17 protein-coding genes are annotated in these 18,055 nt (G+C 65.5%); 11 read left to right on the plus strand and 6 right to left on the minus strand.

Going from position 1 to position 18,055, the window contains the following annotated elements; all coding sequences use genetic code 11:
* Positions 1-3 precede the first annotated feature (3 nt).
* From GGR25_RS14245 to GGR25_RS14265, 5 genes are all read right to left on the minus strand, one after another.
* Complete coding sequence (locus GGR25_RS14245; RefSeq protein WP_343068062.1) at positions 4-1,494, minus strand: xylulokinase; 1,491 nt, start codon at positions 1,492-1,494, stop codon at positions 4-6.
* A complete protein-coding gene (locus tag GGR25_RS14250) occupies positions 1,494-2,555 on the minus strand; it encodes an ABC transporter ATP-binding protein (protein WP_183399435.1) in 1,062 nt (353 codons plus the stop codon). The genes GGR25_RS14245 and GGR25_RS14250 overlap by 1 nt, the downstream gene beginning before the upstream one ends.
* 65 nt (positions 2,556-2,620) lie before the next feature.
* On the minus strand, positions 2,621-4,069 hold the full coding sequence (locus tag GGR25_RS14255) for an extracellular solute-binding protein (RefSeq protein ID WP_183399437.1): 1,449 nt from the start codon (positions 4,067-4,069) through the stop codon (positions 2,621-2,623).
* Between the two features lie 19 nt (positions 4,070-4,088).
* Positions 4,089-5,105, minus strand: coding sequence for a carbohydrate ABC transporter permease (locus tag GGR25_RS14260; RefSeq protein ID WP_183399438.1), 1,017 nt, complete (start codon positions 5,103-5,105; stop codon positions 4,089-4,091).
* On the minus strand, positions 5,105-5,992 hold the full coding sequence (locus GGR25_RS14265; protein WP_183399440.1) for a carbohydrate ABC transporter permease: 888 nt from the start codon (positions 5,990-5,992) through the stop codon (positions 5,105-5,107). The genes GGR25_RS14260 and GGR25_RS14265 overlap by 1 nt, the downstream gene beginning before the upstream one ends.
* A gap of 236 nt (positions 5,993-6,228) precedes the next feature.
* Between GGR25_RS14265 and GGR25_RS14270 the strand changes: the two genes are divergently transcribed.
* From GGR25_RS14270 to GGR25_RS14320, 11 genes are all read left to right on the plus strand, one after another.
* Positions 6,229-6,849 (plus strand): glucose-6-phosphate isomerase family protein, encoded by a 621-nt coding sequence (locus GGR25_RS14270; RefSeq protein ID WP_183399441.1) that lies wholly within the window; start codon positions 6,229-6,231, stop codon positions 6,847-6,849.
* Positions 6,850-6,858: 9 nt separating this feature from the next.
* Positions 6,859-7,506, plus strand: coding sequence for a bifunctional 4-hydroxy-2-oxoglutarate aldolase/2-dehydro-3-deoxy-phosphogluconate aldolase (locus GGR25_RS14275; RefSeq protein WP_183399443.1), 648 nt, complete (start codon positions 6,859-6,861; stop codon positions 7,504-7,506).
* Positions 7,503-8,468 carry a shikimate dehydrogenase family protein gene (locus tag GGR25_RS14280; RefSeq protein ID WP_343068063.1) on the plus strand — a complete coding sequence of 322 codons (966 nt, stop codon included), beginning with the start codon at positions 7,503-7,505 and terminating at the stop codon, positions 8,466-8,468. The genes GGR25_RS14275 and GGR25_RS14280 overlap by 4 nt, the downstream gene beginning before the upstream one ends.
* Positions 8,468-9,403 carry an NAD(P)-dependent oxidoreductase gene (locus tag GGR25_RS14285; RefSeq protein ID WP_183399444.1) on the plus strand — a complete coding sequence of 312 codons (936 nt, stop codon included), beginning with the start codon at positions 8,468-8,470 and terminating at the stop codon, positions 9,401-9,403. The genes GGR25_RS14280 and GGR25_RS14285 overlap by 1 nt, the downstream gene beginning before the upstream one ends.
* Positions 9,393-10,274: an MBL fold metallo-hydrolase gene (locus GGR25_RS14290; RefSeq protein ID WP_183399446.1), complete on the plus strand. Its 882-nt coding sequence runs from the start codon at positions 9,393-9,395 to the stop codon at positions 10,272-10,274. The genes GGR25_RS14285 and GGR25_RS14290 overlap by 11 nt, the downstream gene beginning before the upstream one ends.
* Entirely contained in the window at positions 10,231-11,109 is an 879-nt protein-coding gene (locus GGR25_RS14295; RefSeq protein WP_183399448.1) for a MurR/RpiR family transcriptional regulator, read from the plus strand. Before GGR25_RS14290 ends, GGR25_RS14295 begins: the two co-directional genes overlap by 44 nt.
* 291 nt (positions 11,110-11,400) lie before the next feature.
* Entirely contained in the window at positions 11,401-12,405 is a 1,005-nt protein-coding gene (locus GGR25_RS14300; protein ID WP_183399449.1) for a LacI family DNA-binding transcriptional regulator, read from the plus strand.
* Positions 12,406-12,504: 99 nt separating this feature from the next.
* Positions 12,505-13,848: an ABC transporter substrate-binding protein gene (locus GGR25_RS14305; protein WP_183399450.1), complete on the plus strand. Its 1,344-nt coding sequence runs from the start codon at positions 12,505-12,507 to the stop codon at positions 13,846-13,848.
* Positions 13,849-13,892: 44 nt separating this feature from the next.
* The gene (locus GGR25_RS14310) at positions 13,893-14,789 is read left to right on the plus strand and encodes a carbohydrate ABC transporter permease (protein WP_246409663.1); all 897 of its coding nucleotides are present in this window, start codon (positions 13,893-13,895) and stop codon (positions 14,787-14,789) included.
* The gene (locus tag GGR25_RS14315) at positions 14,782-15,627 is read left to right on the plus strand and encodes a carbohydrate ABC transporter permease (protein ID WP_183399451.1); all 846 of its coding nucleotides are present in this window, start codon (positions 14,782-14,784) and stop codon (positions 15,625-15,627) included. The genes GGR25_RS14310 and GGR25_RS14315 overlap by 8 nt, the downstream gene beginning before the upstream one ends.
* 42 nt (positions 15,628-15,669) lie before the next feature.
* A complete protein-coding gene (locus GGR25_RS14320) occupies positions 15,670-16,800 on the plus strand; it encodes a glycoside hydrolase family 172 protein (protein ID WP_183399452.1) in 1,131 nt (376 codons plus the stop codon).
* 75 nt (positions 16,801-16,875) lie between these two features.
* On the opposite strand, the gene GGR25_RS14325 is transcribed toward GGR25_RS14320, so the two are convergent.
* A complete protein-coding gene (locus GGR25_RS14325; protein ID WP_183399453.1) occupies positions 16,876-18,048 on the minus strand; it encodes an L-rhamnonate dehydratase in 1,173 nt (390 codons plus the stop codon).
* Positions 18,049-18,055 lie beyond the last annotated feature (7 nt).

Raw genomic sequence — 18,055 nt, forward strand, 5'->3', positions numbered from 1 at the left:
CGCTCATAGAGCGTCGAGGTCGTCGTAGAAGGCCTGCGCGGCGGTGTAGAGGCGGGCGAAGATCGGCATCATCCGGTCGTAGCGCGCCGTCCAGGCGGGATCGGGCATGATGTCCGGGCCGAAGCGGACCATGTGCGCGACGGCGGCGTCGAGATTGGCCGCGCCGCCGACCACGCTGTCCATAAGGATGGCCGCGCCGACGACGCCGCATTCCAGTTCTTCCGGCACGACATAGGGCACGTCGTAGAGGCTCGCCTTGATCTTGAGCCACAGCGCCGCCTTGGCGCCGCCAGAGGCGGCAACGATCCGTTCGGGCCGCGCATGGCCGCCCTGCAGCGTGTCGAGCTTCATCCGCACGGAAAAGGCGACGCCTTCGAGCACCGCGCGGTGGAGTTCCGGCAAGCCATGCGCCGCCGAGAGACCGAAGAACTGGGCGCGCGAATTGCGATGCGCGCCGAAGCGCTCGCCGGAGAGATAGGGCAGGAAAAACAGGCCCTTGGAACCCGCCTCGGCCCGCTCGGCCTGCGCAGCGACCTCCGCATAGGAGAGCGCGTTCTCGTGAAAGGCACGCCTTGCCCAGCGCACGGCGTCGCCGCCCGCATCGAGCAGCGTCATGGCGCCCCAGGTGCCGTCGGCCGAGATGACGTTGGACACTTCGGGATCCAGCACCGGCCCGTCATGCAGCAGCGTGATGATCGTGGATGTGCCCGTGACGTCGGAGCCCATGCCGGGGCGCGTGACGCCCGAGCCGAGCAGCGCCATCGGATAATCGCCGGCACCGACCAGAACCGGCAAGCCGGAGGAAAGGCCGAGCGCGCCGGCGACATCGGGCAGCAGACCGCCGAGCACGTCGCCCGGGGCGTGGAGTTCGGGCAGAAGGCGGCGGGGCACACCCGTCAGCGCGAGCAGCTCGTCCGACCATTGCCGGGAGCGCCAGTCCATCAGGAAGGAGAGCGAGGCTTCGGTCACGTCCTGGGCGTGACGGCCGGTCAGCTTGAAGTTGATCCAGTCCTTCGGCATCAGCAGCGCGGCCGCGCGCTCGACGGCGGACGGATCATTCTCCATCAGCCACATCAGCTTGAAGGCGGGCCAGGCGGGAGACGGAAGATTGGCGGCGAGCGGCAGGACGCGTTCGCCCGCGACCCGCGCGGCAAAGGCCTCGACCTGCGGGATGGGGCGCTTGTCGTTCCACAGCAGCACCGCTTCGCGCGTGAGTTCGCCCTTCGCATCGACGAGAACCGAGCCATGCATCTGGCCGCAGGTGCAGATCGCGGCGACGCGGGCCGCGGCGTTGTCGACCCGCTCCAGAACATCCCGAATGCTGGCGATCGTCCCGGTCCACCAATCCGCCGGACGCTGCTCCGACCAGCCGAATTGCGGCACGATCTGCTCATGCTCGCGATGGCTGATCGCCAGCACCTTGCCGGCGGTGTCGACCAGCGCGGCGCGCAGGCCGCCCGTTCCGACGTCGATCGCCAGATAGAGGTCGCGCATCAGAGACGCTGCTCCGTCTGCGGATCGAAGAAATGCGCCTGCGTCATGTCGATCGGAACCGTGCAGGGAGCGCCCGGCGTCACCGGGAAGCGCGGATCGACCTGCGCCGTGATCTTCTCGCCCGCGAGGCGACCGAGCACCAGCGTGTGGGGTCCGAGCGGCTCGACGGCTTCGGGGACGAAGCTGAGCGCCGCCTGATGTTCGGAGGCGCGCATATGCTCGGGCCGGATGCCGAAGATGACGCTGCCGCGCGCGCCGAGACGCGCCGCCTCGTCGGGCGGGAGGCTCAGGACCTGGTCGCCGACGCGCACGGCGCCGTCCGCGATCGTGGCGTTCAGGAAGTTCATGGCCGGCGAGCCGATGAAATTGGCGACGAAGCGGTTGGCGGGGCGTTCATACAGCGTGATCGGATCGGCGGCCTGCTCGATCCGGCCGGCGCGCATGACCACGACGCGGTCGGCCATGGTCATCGCCTCGACCTGGTCATGCGTCACATAAACCGCCGTGGTGCCGAGGCGGCGCTGCAGCAGCTTGATCTCGGTGCGCATCTCGACGCGCAACTTGGCATCGAGGTTGGAGAGCGGCTCGTCGAACAGGAAGACCTGCGGATGGCGCACGAGGGCGCGACCGATCGCGACGCGCTGGCGCTGGCCGCCGGAAAGATTCTTGGGCTTGCGGTCGAGATAGGGATCGAGGCCGAGAAGCCTGGACGCTTCGGTGACGCGTTCGGCGATCACGGCCTTGTCGGTGCCATGCACCTTCATCGCGTAGCCGATATTCTCGCGAACGCTCATATGCGGGTAGAGCGCGTAATTCTGAAACACCATGGCGCAATCGCGCTCGCCCGGCCGGGCATGCGTGACATCGCGGCCATTGATGCGGATCGAGCCGGACGAGGCGCTTTCGAGGCCCGCGAGCATGCGCAGCGTCGTCGTCTTGCCGCAGCCCGAAGGCCCCACCAGGACCAGGAATTCGCCCTTCTCGATCGCGAGGTCGAGCGGGGGAATGACCGAGGTGGCCCCGAAGGATTTGGTGATCTGGTTCAGCTCGACATGCGACATGGCTGTCCATCCGGAAAATGCCCTGGCCGGGTGAACCCGGCCAGGGCGTGGCATGGGAGATCGGCTTACTTCAGCGGCGGCAGGCCCATCGCGGAGCGGTAGGCGGCCAACTGCTTGTCGCGGCCGAACTCGTCCGTGATCTTGTTCCACTCCGCAGCGATGTTATCCAGCGCCGCCTGCGGCTCCTCCTCGCCGGCGAGCGCCTTGGAAAGCTCGATCTCGAGGACTTCCGTGTAGTTGAAGAAGCCGGGAATGCGCAGGTCGAGCGCGACGTTCGGCGAGTCGAGCGAAGCCTTCTGAGCGCTCAGATAGCTCTCGGCTTCCTCCTTGGTGAAGATCGACGACCAGTTGTCGATATTGGTGTAGTGGCTGAGACGATAGGGATTGACGCCGGTATTGGCCGTCACGATCGCCTTGGCCGAGACTTCGGGGCTGGTCGCGACCTGGACGAAGGACCAGGCGGCCGCCTGGTTCTTGCTGTCGGCCGGAACGGCGAGCTGCCAGCCGCCGAAGGCGAGGAAGGGCGAGGCGACCGGCTTGTCGAACTTGTCCCAGGACTTGGTCTTGTAGTTCCAGATCTCCGTCGAACCGGGGAGCACCGCCGTGCGGACATTGCCGGCGATGGCGCTCTCGCCCTTGGTCGCGCCGAGCACGCCGGAATCGCCCCAGTCGATGTTCATGGCGACCTTGCCGCCGGCATAGAGCGGACGCACGTCGCCCGAGCCATTGTTGAGCGCGCCCGGCGGATTGTAGGCGAGGCCGCGCTTGTAATCCTCGAGGGCCTTAAGCCAGCCGGGATTGTTGATCTGCGCGTCCATCGTCTCCGGATCGAAGAACATCGAGCCCGGATTCTTGGGATTGTTGGTGTAGCTGGCGGCGTGGCTGAAGAAATACCAGAACTGCTGGCCGCTACGCTTATAGGCCTCGGCCGTGCCATAGAGCCCCTTGGCCGGATCGGTGAAGAAGGCGGCCACGTCGTAATATTGCGGCCAGGTCGTCGGCGCGGCGAGGTCGTAGCCGTACTTCTTCTTGAAGGCTTCCTTGTTGGCGGCGTCCTCGAACAGATCGGCGCGGTAGTTCAGCAGATGCATGTCGCCATCCATCGTCGCCGACTTGATCTCGCCGTCCCACATCATCAGCCGTTCGCGATAGACCGGATGGATGTCATCCCAGGCCGGGCCCTTCTGCATCTCGGCCGGCATAGTCGAAAGATAGGGTGCGAAGTCCGGGACCCAGGCCGGGATGAAGCCGATGACGTCGAAGTCGCCGGTCTGCTGCGACATGGCGGTCAGGAACTTCGGATAGAGCTCGCTGAACGGGAACTCGACGATGTTGACCTTGCCGCAGGTCTTCTCTTCCCAGACCTTCGCGGCATCCTTCAGCGCCGAGGCGATGAACGGGCCGTTCTGGGTCGAGACGGACAGGGTCACGCCGGAATAATCGGGCGAGCAGGCGGCATTGGCCGCGCCCGCGACCGAAAGCAGCGCGACGGCGGATAGCAGGATACTCTTCATTCCATTCCTCCCTTGAAGACTACTTTATCGAACCGGAGAGCAGGCCCGAGCGCATCATCCGGCCGAGAATGGCCGCGACGACGATCATCGGGACGATCGAGATGAGCGTGGCGACCGAGATCGCCCACCACTCGTCCCCGCGGCTGGAATTCTGGCCGGCCAGCAGGATCGGCAGCGTCTGCCACTTCGACGAGGTGAGCAGCAGCGCGAACAGGAACTCGTTCCAGATGAAGGCGAGCACGATCATCGCGGTCGCCACGAGGCCGGGCTTGGCCATGGGCAGCACGATCTGGAAGAAGATGCGCATGCGGCCGATATCATCGACCTGCGCCGCCTCCTCGACCTCGATCGGAACGGTCTGGAAGAAGTCGCGCATCAGCCAGATCGCGAAGGGCAGGCCGAAGGCGGTATAGGCGAGGACGAGGCCCGGAAAGCTGTCGAGCAGGCGTAGCCCGACCTTGTTGCTCTCCGAATAGAGCAGGAAGATCGCGAAGGCCGAGACGATCGGCGGGAACATGCGCTGCGAGACGAACCAGAAGGTGACGTCCTGGTTGGTCATCACCGGGCCCGGCAGCGGCAGGCGGTTGGCGAGGATCGCGACCGGCAGGCCGACGACGAGGACGATGACCAGCGCATAGGGAACGCGCATCCCGTAGACAGACGTCAGCAGGATGAAGCCGCCGATGGCGACGATGCCGAAGATGACGCCGGACAGCAGGCGGACGCGGAACTCGAACCGCACCAGCGCATAGGCCGCCATGGATCCGAGGAAGACCGAGAGCGCCGTCGCCGTGATCGACACATAGACGGAGCTCAGGATCGGGTTCAGGAAATCGCCGCGCTGGCCGGAGAAGGCGTCGCGAAACGCCTGCAGCGTCGGCTGGAAATCGATGAACGGCAGGTAGGTGGCGCCCTGGCTCACCGCGAGCGGCGGCTTGAAGGCGGTGACGAACACCCACCAGAGCGGGAACAGGCACAGGAAGAGCCAGAACAGGCTGAAGAACAGTCCGAGGGCCCGATAGCTGCGGTTTTCCATCACGCATACTTCCGGGTCAGGCGTTGCGCCGCAGCGAGATAGACGGTGCCGAAGAGGATGATGACGACGAGGAAGACGAAGCTCAGCGCCGAGGTCATGCCGATGTTGAACTTCTTGAAGCCCTCATTATAGGCGTAGAGCGTCACGGTTTCGGTCGATGTACCCGGACCGCCGCCCGTCAGCACGAACACCGTGTCGATGATCTTGAACCCCTCGATCAGGCGGATGAACACGACGGCGACGGACAGCGGCAGCAGCATCGGGAAGGTGATGTCGCGAAAGCGCCGCCAGGCCGGGATGTTGTCGACGCGCGCCGCCTCGAAGACTTCGGCCGGCAATCCCTGCAGCCCGGCCAGCATCAGCAGGACGACGAAGGGCGTCCACTGCCAGACCTCGATCGTGACGAGGACGGCGAGGGCGAGCTTGGGCTGCGTCAGGAAGGGGATGTTGGGTGCGCCGAGGAACGTGAAGAGGTCGTTCACCGGGCCGACCACCGGATGGAAGATCATGCGCGCGATCAGCGCGACGCAGACCGGCGCCAGGAACATCGGTAGCAGGAAGGTAACGCGATAGAGCGCGGCGCCCGGCACATTGTGGTGCAGCGCCAACGCCAGCGCGAAGCCGATCACATATTGCAGCGCGACCGAGGCGAAGACGATGATCGCGGTGGTCCAGACCGATCCCCAGAACCGCGCCGAAACGAGAACATCGGCGTAGTTGCTGACGCCGACGAAGCGGGGCGGCGTCGGCGGCACCAGACGCATGGTCTGGAAGCTGACCGAGAGCGCGTAGATCAGCGGAAACAGCGAGATCAGGAGGACGATCAGGAAGGCAGGCCAGAGAAAGGCATGCTTGATCCGATCCTGACTGTGAGCGGCAGCGTTCATCCGGTCCCTCCTCCTCAGGCCAACTTGCCCGATCGCCGGAGAGTCTGCAACTCTTTTTGGTAGCTTAACTACCGATTATTTTACTATTGCAACGCAGCAAGGATTGCTGCAGGGCGTCATTCCGGCCGAATTGGCCGATAATCGGCGTGCCTCACGCCAGCGGCGTCGAGCTTCCGAACTTTTCTTATTGCATTCCATCGCCGAAAATGTAGTTTTTATACGGATTGGAGGACCCCATGCTCATTTCCCCCAGCGCGCACCGCATCGATCCGGCCAGCGGCGCCCTGTCGAACGCGACCGGGCGCTACGAGAAGCGGCTCGCCGAGCTCGACGGCATCTATGCCGACGCCGAGGCCTTTGCCGCGGCCGTCGCCACGGGCGGCGCGCGCGTCGTCTATCATGTCCATGAAGTTCGCCCGCAGGCCGCCCATGGCGATCTGATCTTCGGCACCACCTTCATGGAGCCGGGCCGGATCGGCGACGAGTATTTCGTTACGCGCGGCCACATCCACGCCCGCGCCAATCGCCCCGAGACCTATTACGGCGAATCGGGCGAGGGCCTGATGCTGATGGAATCGCCGCAGGGCGAAACGCAAATCCTCGCCATCGCGCCGAAGGTGCTCGTCTATGTGCCGCCGCTGTGGATCCACCGTTCGGTGAATACGGGCGCCGCGCCGCTGGTGATGAGCTTCTGCTACCCCGCCGATTCCGGACAGGACTACGACGTCATTGCCCGCTCGGGCGGCATGGCGACGCGCGTCGTCGCCGACGGCACCGGCTGGAAGGCCGTGCCGAATGCCGCTTACCGGCCGCGCAGCCAGGCCGAGATCGAAACCATCCTCGCCACGCAGGACTAGCCGCACGACATGTCCATCTTCGATGAGCTTTCCACGCACGCGATCGTCCCGGTGATCGCGCTCGACGATGCGGCCGCCGCCCTGCCGCTCGCCGATGCCCTGATCGAGGGCGGGTTGCCGGTCGCCGAGATCACCTTTCGCACCGGCGCGGCGCGCGCCACGATCGAGGCGATCGCCAAGGCGCGGCCCGAGCTTCTCGTTGGCGCGGGGACCGTTTTGGACGAGGCGCAGGTCGATGCCGCGCTGGATGCCGGCGCCCGCTTCGCCCTCTCGCCGGGGCTCGATACCGCCGTGCTGGCGCATGCGGCCGCCTGCGGCCTGCCCTTCGCGCCGGGCATCATGACGCCTACCGACCTGCAGGCCGCGCTGCGGGCCGGCTGCCGCATGGTCAAGTTCTTCCCGGCAATGCCGGCCGGCGGGCCGAACATGCTGAAGAATATCGCCGCGCCCTATGCCCATACCGGCATCCGCTTCAATCCGACCGGCGGCGTCACGCTCGACAATCTCGGCGACTGGCTGGCGCTCAAGGAGGTCGCGGCGGTGGGCGGCACCTGGATCGCCACCCGCGCCGACATCGCCGCAGGCAATTTCGCCAAGATCGCCGCCAATGCGCGTGCGGCGGTCGCCCGCGTCGCGGAACTGAGGGCCAAGCCGTGACCGGAGCCGTGACCTACGCGCCCGCCACGCGGCCGACCTTCTATTTCATCGGCGTCACCACGGCGAAATCCTCGATCATGCGGGTGTTCCCCGAGTGGGCTGGTCATCTCGGCCTCGGCGATGTCGAGATCAAGGGGATCGATTTCGTGCCGCATGACCGGCCCGAGCGCTATCGCGAGGCCGTCGCCTTCATCAAGGCGGATCCGCTGTCGCGTGGCGCGCTGGTGACGACGCACAAGCTCGACCTGTTCGACGCCTGCCGCGATCTCTTCGACGAGATCGACACCCACGCGCGGCTGATGGCCGAGACGAGCTGCCTTTCGAAGCGCGGCGACCGCCTGATCTGCCATGCCAAGGACCCGATCTCCTCGGGCCTGTCCATCGACGGCTTCCTGCCGCCCGGCCATTTCGCGCAGACGGGCGCGGAACTCTTCTCCATGGGCGCGGGCGGATCGACCATCGCCATCACTTGGCATCTGATGCAGGCGAAGCGCGGCGCCGACCGCCCCTCGCGTATCATCGTCTCCAACCGCTCGCAGCCGCGGCTCGACCATATCCGCGCGATCCACGACGAGCTCGGCACGGATATCCCGGTCGAATACCGGCTCGCACCGGAGGCCGGCGACAATGACACCATCCTCGCCGCGCTGAAGCCCGGCAGCCTCGTTGTCAACGCGACCGGTCTCGGCAAGGACGCGCCGGGCTCGCCGCTGACCGACGCCGCATCCTTCCCCGAGCGCGCCGTCGTGTGGGAGCTGAACTATCGCGGCGACCTCATCTTCCTCGGCCAGGCCCGCGCCCAGCAGGCGGTGAAAGGGCTGCAGGTCAAGGATGGCTGGACCTATTTCATCCATGGCTGGACGCAGGTGATCGCCGAAGTCTTCGATATCGCCATCCCGACCTCCGGACCCGCCTTCGACGAGATCGCGGCGATCGCCGCGCGCGTGACCGGGAGGGGCTGATGCGGCGCATCCTGATCACGCCGCGCTCGCTCTCGCAGGGCGGCCATCCGGCGCTCCGCTCGCTCGAGACGGCCGGCTTCGAACTCGTCATGCCGGCGCCGGGCGCCATTCCCGACGAGGCGACGCTGATCGCCGCCTTGCCGGGCTGCGTCGGCTGGCTTGCCGGCGTCGAGCCGGTCAGCGAACGGGTGATCGATGCGGCCGACCGGCTGCGCGTCATCAGCCGCAATGGCACGGGCGTCGACAATCTGCCGCTCGACGTCCTGGAAGCGCGCGGCATCGAGCTTCGCCGCGCCGTCGGCACCAATGCGCGCGGCGTCGCCGAACTCGCGCTGACGCTGACGCTGGCGGGCCTCCGCCAGATCGTCTGGACGCATGAAGGCATGCGCCGGGGCGCGTGGCCGCGCCGCCTCGGGCGCGAGATCGCGGATGCGCGTGTCGGCGTGATCGGCCTCGGGGCGATCGGTGCCACCTTCGCGCAACTTTGCCTCGATCTTGGCGCGCGCGTCGTCGGCTATGACCCCTTTGCCAATGCCGATCGCATCGTCCATCCGAATTTCAGTCGCACCGGCCTCGATGAGGCGATCGGCGGCGTGGACGCCATCAGCCTGCATGCCCCGCTGCCGGAGGACGGCCGTCCCCTGCTGACGGCGGAGCGCATCGCGGGCCTGACGCGCGGCTGCGTCGTGGTCAATACGGCCCGCGCCGGGCTCGTCGATGCCGATGCCATGCTGGCGGCGCTGGAGCGCGGACAGGTCGGCACCTATGCGACCGACGTGTTCGAGGCTGAGCCGCCGGAAGCGGAGCCGCTCTTCGCCCATCCGCGCGTCGTGCTCACCAGCCATATCGGCGGCTTTACGGACGCCTCGGTCGAGCGCTCGACGGTGCGGGCGGTGGAGAACCTTCTGGAGGCGCTGGCGGTTCATGCGCATTGAGCGCTTCGCAGGGCTGCCCGAGCCGGGACGGCCGGGCCTCTCCTGGCTCGGTCAGGCCGGCTTCTGGATCGAGACGGGCGACCATCGGATCCTGATCGATCCCTATCTCTCCGACAGCCTCGCGCTCAAATATGCCGGCAAGCTGAACGACCATCGCCGGATGATGCCGCCGCCGATCCGTCCGGAGGACTTGCCTGAACCCGATCTCGTGCTCGTCACCCATGCCCATGGCGATCATATGGATGCCGGCACGCTCGCCCCGCTCGCCGCACGCTTTCCGAAGCTTCGTTTCGTCGTTCCGGCCGCGAAGCGCGACCTGGCGCGCGAGCGGATCGGCGCCGCGGCCGAACTCGTCGCCGTCGATGCGGGCGAGACGCTGGAGCCGCTGCCCGGCCTTACAATCCGCGTCTTCGCCGCGGCGCACGAGACGCTGGAGCGCGATGCGTCCGGCCGACATCTCTTTCTCGGCTACGGGATCCGGTCGCCACGGTTCTGCGTCTATCACTCCGGAGACACCGTTCCGTATCCGGGTCTCGATGAGGCGGTGCGCGACTTCGCGCCGGACGTTGTGCTCCTCCCCGTCAATGGGCGCGACGCGCACCGCCTCGCCAACGGCATTCCCGGCAATCTGACGCTTCACGAAGCCATCACACTGGCGCGCAAAGCGGATTCGCCCTACCTCGTGCCGCACCATTTCGGTATGTTCGCGTTCAATACGCTGGACGAGGCGGACATCGACGCCGCCGCTCTCTCGGCGCTGCGGCCTGTCATCCTCAAGCCCAAGGTGGGTGAAACCTTGAGCTTCGATGCGGCGGAAGGCGGGACCCATGGATCAGATCGCGACGACCGAACTCGACGACAATCTCCTTGAGGTCATCAATCGCAGCCTGCCGACGCTGCGCAAATCCGATCGCCGCGTGGCCGAGGCGGTCCTCGCCGACCCCAATGCTTCCGTCGACATGACGCTGGCGCAACTTGCCAAGGCCGCCGGCGTCAGCGAGCCGACCGTGCTGCGCTTTGCGAGCGCGATCGGCTGCGACGGCTTCCGCGACATGCGCATCAAGCTGGCGCGCTCGCTGGTCTTCGCCCGCACCACCTCGCATTCGGCCATCTCGACCGAGGACGAGCTGACGTCGATCATCGGCAAGATCTTCGATTTCAACCTCGCCAATCTCAATTGGGTCCGCAGCCGCCTCGATCCCGTCGCGATCGGCGAAGGCGTCGCCGCGATGGTGAAGGCGAGCCGGATCGAGTTCTTCGGGCTCGGCGCCTCGGCCATCGTCGCCCTCGATGCCCAGCAGAAATTTCCCCTCTTCGGCGTGCCCTGCGGCGCCCATAGCGACGGCCACCAGATGTTCATGGTGGCCTCGCTGCTGCAGAAGGGCGATGTCGCGGTCGGCATCTCCAATCGCGGCCAGACGCGCGAGGTCATCCAGGCGCTGCGCTTTGCCCGCGAGAAGGGCGCGACGACCATCGGCATCACCGGCTGCGAGAGCCCGATGCTGCGCTATTGCGACATCCGCATCGTCGCCGAGACGCTGGAAAACACCGATCTCTACACCCCGACGATCTCGCGGCTCTCCGCCATGGTGGTGATCGATATCCTGTCGACGGCCGTCAGCCTGGCGCGCGGCGAGGGTCATCGCGAGCGCGTCGCCGACATGAAGCGCCACCTCGCCGAGGTGCGCATGAGCGGCCACTACTGATCCAGCTTCACCGTTCCCTCGAAACGGGAACGCTGCATGCAAGTCGGCTCCCCACCGGCGCACCGTCAGGCCGACAATCCGCTCTCGCGCTCTCGCGTTCTCCAGGAAAGCCCTCGCCGTTCCATGAATGGAGCGGCCGCGCGCCCTGAAGACAAAATTATCTTTGTGAAATCAGTGGTTTGTAACTGATATGCGGCGCCCGGATACGCCGAAGAGTTGTAGATGCATGCCGTGCAAATCCATTTGCAAATCCATTTGCAAATGGATTTGCAGAGCGCTATCGGTAGAAGCATGAGCACGATTTCAAAGGTTGCCGAGCGAGCTGGGGTGTCACGGACGACGGTGTCGCACGTGCTCAATCACGCGGATCGCGTCTCCAAGCCGCTGCGCGACAAGGTCATGGCTGCCGTCGAGGAACTGGGCTATGCGCCAAACCCGCAGGCGCGGTCGCTGCGCACCGGGCGCACGAACCTCATTGCCGTCCTGATCCCTGATATTCTCAACCCGTTCTATGTGAAGCTCGTCCAGGTCATCCAGACCGAGCTCGAGAAGGCCGGGCTGGAGACCATGATCTTCAACACCGACGTGCCGGGCGGGCGGTCGGTCGAACATGGCCGGGAATATCTGCGCCAGATCAGCCCGAAGCGTTTCGACGGCATCCTGATCGCCGATTTCGCCGTGCACCGGATGCATGAGGATCTCGAGCGACTGACCATTCCTGCCGTGTTCATCGGCCAGTTGCCGAGCCAGGTCATCGACAGCGTCGGGATCGATGATGCCGGCGGCGCCTATCTCATGGGGAAGTATCTGGCCGAGGCGGGGCATCGCCGCGTGGCGCAGATCACCGGTCCTTCCTTCTTCGATCAGGCCGTCATCCGCCGCACCGCCTTCGACGAAGGCTTCGGCCAGCATGGCGGCATCGTCGACACGACGCTTCACTATGAAGGCAGCTATCTCACGCCTTCGGGCTATGAGGGCGTCGAATGGCTGCTGCGCGAGCATGGCGGCAACCTCCCCGACGCGATCTTCTTTTCCAGCTCGCTGATGGCCCAGGGCGGGCTCGCCGCGCTCTATGACCACAAGCTGAGGATCCCCGACGACATCGCCGTCGCCTCCTTCGGCGGGTGGGAGCATTTCGACTATTTCCGCCCCCGCGTGACCCGCGTCGGCAACGACCCCGCGCTGCTCGCGACGCGCTCCGTCGCCATGCTGCTCGACCGGGTCGAGGGCCGCGTCGACGGCACGCCGCGCAACGAGATCCTGCCCTGCATCCTCCGGCAATTCGATACCGCCTGATGCAGGCGGAATGCGGCGGGCGATGCGCCCGCCACCCAGTAGGCAAACCAAGAAACCAAGCAAGAAACGCAAGCAATCAACAACGCTTCCGAGGAAAACATGAGTGATACCCATCTCCGCCCGCAGGGCTGGTCCCGGCGTTCGATCCTGAAGGCCGGCGTCGGCCTGGGTGCAGCCGGACTCACCGGCTTCTCGCTGGGTTCGAGCGCCTTCGCTGCAGACGGCAGCCTCAACTTCATGCAGTTCATCGGACCGAATGGCCCGTCGAAGACGCAGTCCGAGTGGATCGTTCATCTGGTCGACGCGTGGAACAGCGCCAACGACGCCAAGATCACGCTCGATTACGTGCCGGACAGCGAATATATCGGCGGCACGAAGCTGGCGACGTCCTTCGCGTCCGGCCAGGGCCCGGACGTCTTCCTGATCTCGCCCGGTGATTTCCTGCGTTATTATAATGGCGGCGTGCTGACGGATCTGTCGCCCCATATCGACGCTGCCGCCCAGGCCGATTTCCCCGAGACCGTGATCGCCAACCGCAAGGTCGACGGCAAGATCTACGGCGTCCCGATGGAAGTCGAGCCGATGGCCTTCTACTATTCGGTCAAGGCGTTCGAGGATGCCGGTCTCAACGAGAACGACGTTCCGAAGACCTGGGACGAATTGCTGGAGGTCGGCAAGAAGCTGACCACGGCGGATCGCTATGGCCTCCTGTTCGAGACGCAGCCCGGCTATTACCAGAACTTCACCTGGTATCCGTTCATGTGGCAGGGCGGCGGCGAGTTCCAGCAGGCCGACGGCAAGAGCGCCTTCGACAGCCCGGCAACCGTGGCGGCGCTGAAGTTGTGGCAGGATGCCGTTGCGTCGGGCGCGGCGCCGCGCCAGGCGCTGGGCGGTGGCGGCAGCGACATCGCGGCCAACCTCGCCTCCGGCTATTGTGCCATCCAGAACATGGGCATCTGGGGCATTTCCGACCTCGCCAACAACGCCCCCGATTTCAAATATGGCGTCTTCCGCCTGCCTGTCCCCGCGGGCGGGAAATATGTAACGGTCGGCGGCGGCTGGGCCTTCGTCGCCAACGCCAAGGGCAAGAATCCCGAGGCGGCCGCGAAGTTCATCGCCTGGGCGCTCGCGTCCATGTCGAAGGAATCGATCGACCGCGTCGTCGACTGGTGCACGGTCGCCAAATCGGACATGCCGCCACGCAATTCGGCGCTCAAGGCCGGCGCCGCGGCGTTCGACAAGGGCATGCTCGGCGTCTTCACGCGCGAGATCCATCCCGGCACGCGGGCCGAGCCGCGCCTGCCGCCGGAGGTCTACAAGATGATCTCCGACGCGATCCAGGGCACCATGTTGGGCGGCACGGATCCGCAGCAGGCCGCGGCGACGGCCAGCCAGCAGATCGACGCCTTCCTGGCGAGCTACAAGGGCGCGCCGCTGCTGTGACGGCCCATCTGAACGGAGATCGCAAGGCGGCCAAGCGCGCCGCCTTGCGACAGCTTCCGACGGAGCGGCGCGAGGCGGTTGCCGGCATCCTGTTCGTCCTGCCGGACGCGCTGGGACTGCTGATCTTCATCGGCCTGCCGATGCTGCTGGCGATCGGCATGAGCGCCTTCGAGGTCGACGGCTTCGGCGGCTTCCGTTTCGTCGGGCTCGGCAATTATGCGCGCATGGTGGCCGATCCGCTGTTCTGGTCGGCGCTGCGGGTGACGCTGACCTTCGCCCTGATGGCGGTGCCGCTGCTCTACGTCATCGGCCTGATGCTGGCGCTGCTCGTCCAGAAGACATCGCGCTTCAACACCGCGATGCGCTTCCTGTTCTTCGCGCCGCAGGTCGTCAGCCTCGTCGTCGTCGCGCTCGTCTGGCAACTGATGTCGGTCGAGAAGATCGGCGTGCTGCCACGCCTGATTGCCGGCCTCGGTCTCGGCTCCGTGTCCTTCCTCGGCAATCCGCATGTCGCGCTGTTCACCGTGGTGCTGGCCTTCGTCTGGTTCCTGATGGGGTTCTACATGCTGATCTTCATCGGCGGCCTGCAGGACATCCCGAAGGAGTATTACGAGGCCGCTCGCATCGATGGCGCGAACCGCGCGCAAAGCTTCTGGCACATCACGCTGCCATTGCTGCGGCCGACCAGCTTCTTCGTGCTCGTCGTCTCGTCGGTCGCGGCAGTCTCGGGCCAGCAGGCCTTCGACCTCGTCTATGTGATGACGCGCGGCGGGCCGGCGAACGCGACGCTGCTGCTGATCACCTACATCTATCAGCAGGCCTTCCAATATGGCGCGTTCGGATACGCCTCGGCCATGGCGACGCTGCTCGTGCTGATGCTCATGGCGATCACGCTCGCCTTCTTCTGGGCAACACGCGGCGGGAGGTTCCAGTATGACTAAGGCGCCCGCGCCCCCCGTCTATGACGGCCAGCAGCGCATCGTCCGCCTCATCCTGATGGTGATCACGGCCATACTCGGCGTGATGGCGATCTATCCGCTGCTCTACATGCTCTCGATCTCGTTCAAGCCGCCGCCGGAGGTCTTCCGCTCCAACGTGCTCCCGGCGCAGCCGACGCTCGCGAACTTCTTCTACGTGCTGACCGAGGTGCCGTTCTGGCACTATCTGGCCAACACCTTCATCGTCTCGTCGGTCGTCACGGTGGTCGCGCTCTTCTTCCACACCATGGCGGGTTATGCGCTGGCGCGGCTGCGCTTTCCGGGGCGCGAGGCGGTGTTCCTCGCGATGCTCTCCACCTTCCTGGTCTCGCTGCCGGTCATCATCGTGCCCCTCTTCGCCATGGTGCGGATGATGGGCATGGTGAACAGCTGGGCGGGGCTCATCATCCCCTCGATCTTCGACGCCTTCGGCATCTTCCTGCTGCGGCAATATTATCTGTCGCTGCCGCGGGAGCTGGAGGAGGCGGCGCTGATCGACGGCGCCGGCTACTGGCGGATCTACTGGAGCATCATCCTGCCGCTCAGCCGCCCGATCGTCTCGACGCTGGCGATCCTCTTCTTCCTCGCCAACTGGAACAGCTTCCTCTGGCCGCTCACCGTCGCGCCCCAGTCCGATCTCTGGGTCGTTCAGGTCGCGATCGCCAATTTCAAGAGCCAGTATTCATCCGCCTGGAACTATACGATGGCGGCCTCCGTCATCGTCGCCATCCCCATGCTCGTCATCTTCGTGATCTTCCAGCGACAGATCATGGATTCGATCAAGACGACGGGCCTCAAGTAAATCCGCCTCAAGTAAATCCGGCCCATAACAACGGATCCTCATATGACAACCTCGTTCAACGGCCTCGGCGTCGGCCTGCATAATCTCTACCGCCTGTCTCCCGCCAAGACGCGGTCCATCTCCGCCGAGAACATGACGGGCGAGAAGGGTCGCGGCGGCATGGCGACCGAAGGCACGGGCGCCATCCATGCGCGCGGCCTCGGACCCGATGGCGGCGTGCTCGGCTGGAAGGTCTCGCCTTCGATCCGCATCGAGCCCGGCGAGACGCGCGTGCTCGCCGATATTCGCGGCATGGGCGCGATCCAGCAGATCTGGATGACGTCGGCGTATCTGCGCTGGCGCGAACTGATCCTGCGCATCTGGTGGGACGATCAGGAGCAGCCCTCGGTCGAATGTCCGCTGGGCGACTTCTTCTGCTCGGGCTGGAACCAGTATGCGCAGGTGTCCTCGCTCGCCGTCTGCGTCAATCCCGGCCGGGCCTTCAACTGCTATTGGGAAATGCCCTTCCGCAAGGCCGCGCGCATCGAGATCGAGAACCGCGATCCGGAGAATTTCGGCATCCTCTTCTACCAGATCAACTATACGCTGACCGACGTGCCGGAGGACGCGGCCTATTTCCATGCGCAGTTCCGCCGCACCAATCCGCTGCCCTTCAAGGAAGACTATACGATCGTCGACGGCATCAGCGGCCGCGGCCACTATGTCGGCACCTACATGGCCTGGGGCGTCAACAATTCCGGCTGGTGGGGCGAGGGCGAGATCAAGTTCTTCATGGACGGCGACACCACCTTCCCGACCATCTGCGGCACCGGCACCGAGGACTATTTCTGCGGCGCCTATAATTTCGACGGCGGCGTCGTCGACGACACGATGGACAGCCGCTATCGCGAATTCACCACGCCCTATTCGGGTCTGCCGCAGGTTCTGCGGCCGGATGGCGTCTATCGCAGCCAGCAGCGCTTCGGCATGTATCGCTGGCACCTGAACGACCCGATCCGCTTCGAGAGCGATCTTCGCGTCACCATCCAGGCGCTCGGCTGGCGAACCGAGAAGAAGGACCCGCGCTATCTGCCGCTGCAGGACGATATCGCCTCGGTCGCCTTCTGGTACCAGACCCTCCCCACGGCGCCCTTCCCGCCGCTCCCGGACCGCGACTATCTGGAAGTCGCGTAGCGAGGTACGCGCGAGACCACGCAAGGCGGCGGAAGCGATCTCCCGCCGCCTGTTCGGTGTGGTCCAGCGCAGCGCCTATTCGATCACCTCGAACGAGGCGAGATGCTTGTCGGAGAGGGTGATGCCGAGGCCGGGGACGTCGTCGCTGAGGTTGATGAAGCCGCGCTCGGGCAAGGGGTCGCCTTCGAAGAGATAATAGAACAGCTCGTTGCCGACCTCGACCTCGTTGACCGGGAAGAACTCGGAGATCGGGCAGTTCAGATTGGCCATGGTCAGGTGGTAATTGTGCATCTGGCCGGCATGCGGGATCACAGGCACCTGATAGGCCTCGGCGAGCATGTTGATCTTCTGTGCCGCCGTGATGCCGCCGACGCGGTTGGTGTCGTATTGGATGACGCTCACCGCCTCGGCATCGAGCAATTGCTTGAAGCCGAACAGCGTGAATTCATGTTCGCCGCCGGAGATCGGGATGGGGCTCTTGCGGCGCAGGAATGAATAGCCGGCGATATCGTCCGGCAGCACCGGCTCTTCCAGCCAGCGCGGGCGGAATTCTTCCAGCCGCGGCAGGATCCGTTCGGCATAGTCGACCGTCCAGCCCATATAGCATTCGATCATGATGTCGACGTCGTCGCCGACGACCTCGCGCACGGTGCGGATCAGATCGATGTTCTTGCGCATGCCGGCCGCGCCGTCCCGCGGCCCCCAGCCGAAGCGCAGCTTCATCATGGTGAAGCCCTCGTCGAGATAGCGCTTCGCCTCGGCGGCGAGGCTGTCGAGCGGCTGGCTGTAGAGCTTGGAGGCATAGACGGGGATTGCCTCCTTGGTGCGGCCGCCGAGAAGCTTGAACACCGGCTTGCCGACGGCTTTGCCCATGATGTCCCACAGGGCGATGTCGATCGCGGAGATCGCGGCCATGCCGATGCCCTTGCGGCCCCAGGCGATGGTCGAGCGATACATCTTCTGCCAGATCGCCTCGACGTCGAACGGATCGCAGCCGATGACCAGCGGCGCGAGATAGGCGTCGATGATCGGCTTGGCGATGCGCGGGGCGAGCGCGCAATTGCCGATGCCGACAATGCCGTCGTCGGTCTCGACCTCGCAGATGAGCCATTCATGGAAGCGGAACGAGCTCATGGAATCGCCGAGCCCGCTCAGCGCATCCATCGCGCTGGCGCTCAGATTGCTGCGCGGCGCGGCGGTGGGGCCGGTCCAGCGATAGACGCGCGAGCGGATGCTCTTGATCTTCATGATATTT

The sequence above is a fragment of the Kaistia hirudinis genome, from assembly GCF_014196455.1.
GTDB classification, from domain to species: domain Bacteria; phylum Pseudomonadota; class Alphaproteobacteria; order Rhizobiales; family Kaistiaceae; genus Kaistia; species Kaistia hirudinis.

Bases quoted from the DNA above. Each gene is read 5' to 3' on its own strand.
- GGR25_RS14245 (WP_343068062.1), bottom strand. From the start codon at position 1,494: ATGCGCGACCTCTATCTGGCGATCGACGTCGGAACGGGCGGCCTGCGC.
- GGR25_RS14250 (WP_183399435.1), bottom strand. From the start codon at position 2,555: ATGTCGCATGTCGAGCTGAACCAGATCACCAAATCCTTCGGGGCCACC.
- GGR25_RS14255 (WP_183399437.1), bottom strand. From the start codon at position 4,069: ATGAAGAGTATCCTGCTATCCGCCGTCGCGCTGCTTTCGGTCGCGGGC.
- GGR25_RS14260 (WP_183399438.1), bottom strand. From the start codon at position 5,105: ATGGAAAACCGCAGCTATCGGGCCCTCGGACTGTTCTTCAGCCTGTTC.
- GGR25_RS14265 (WP_183399440.1), bottom strand. From the start codon at position 5,992: ATGAACGCTGCCGCTCACAGTCAGGATCGGATCAAGCATGCCTTTCTC.
- GGR25_RS14270 (WP_183399441.1), top strand. From the start codon at position 6,229: ATGCTCATTTCCCCCAGCGCGCACCGCATCGATCCGGCCAGCGGCGCC.
- GGR25_RS14275 (WP_183399443.1), top strand. From the start codon at position 6,859: ATGTCCATCTTCGATGAGCTTTCCACGCACGCGATCGTCCCGGTGATC.
- GGR25_RS14285 (WP_183399444.1), top strand. From the start codon at position 8,468: ATGCGGCGCATCCTGATCACGCCGCGCTCGCTCTCGCAGGGCGGCCAT.
- GGR25_RS14290 (WP_183399446.1), top strand. From the start codon at position 9,393: ATGCGCATTGAGCGCTTCGCAGGGCTGCCCGAGCCGGGACGGCCGGGC.
- GGR25_RS14295 (WP_183399448.1), top strand. From the start codon at position 10,231: ATGGATCAGATCGCGACGACCGAACTCGACGACAATCTCCTTGAGGTC.
- GGR25_RS14300 (WP_183399449.1), top strand. From the start codon at position 11,401: ATGAGCACGATTTCAAAGGTTGCCGAGCGAGCTGGGGTGTCACGGACG.
- GGR25_RS14305 (WP_183399450.1), top strand. From the start codon at position 12,505: ATGAGTGATACCCATCTCCGCCCGCAGGGCTGGTCCCGGCGTTCGATC.
- GGR25_RS14315 (WP_183399451.1), top strand. From the start codon at position 14,782: ATGACTAAGGCGCCCGCGCCCCCCGTCTATGACGGCCAGCAGCGCATC.
- GGR25_RS14320 (WP_183399452.1), top strand. From the start codon at position 15,670: ATGACAACCTCGTTCAACGGCCTCGGCGTCGGCCTGCATAATCTCTAC.
- GGR25_RS14325 (WP_183399453.1), bottom strand. From the start codon at position 18,048: ATGAAGATCAAGAGCATCCGCTCGCGCGTCTATCGCTGGACCGGCCCC.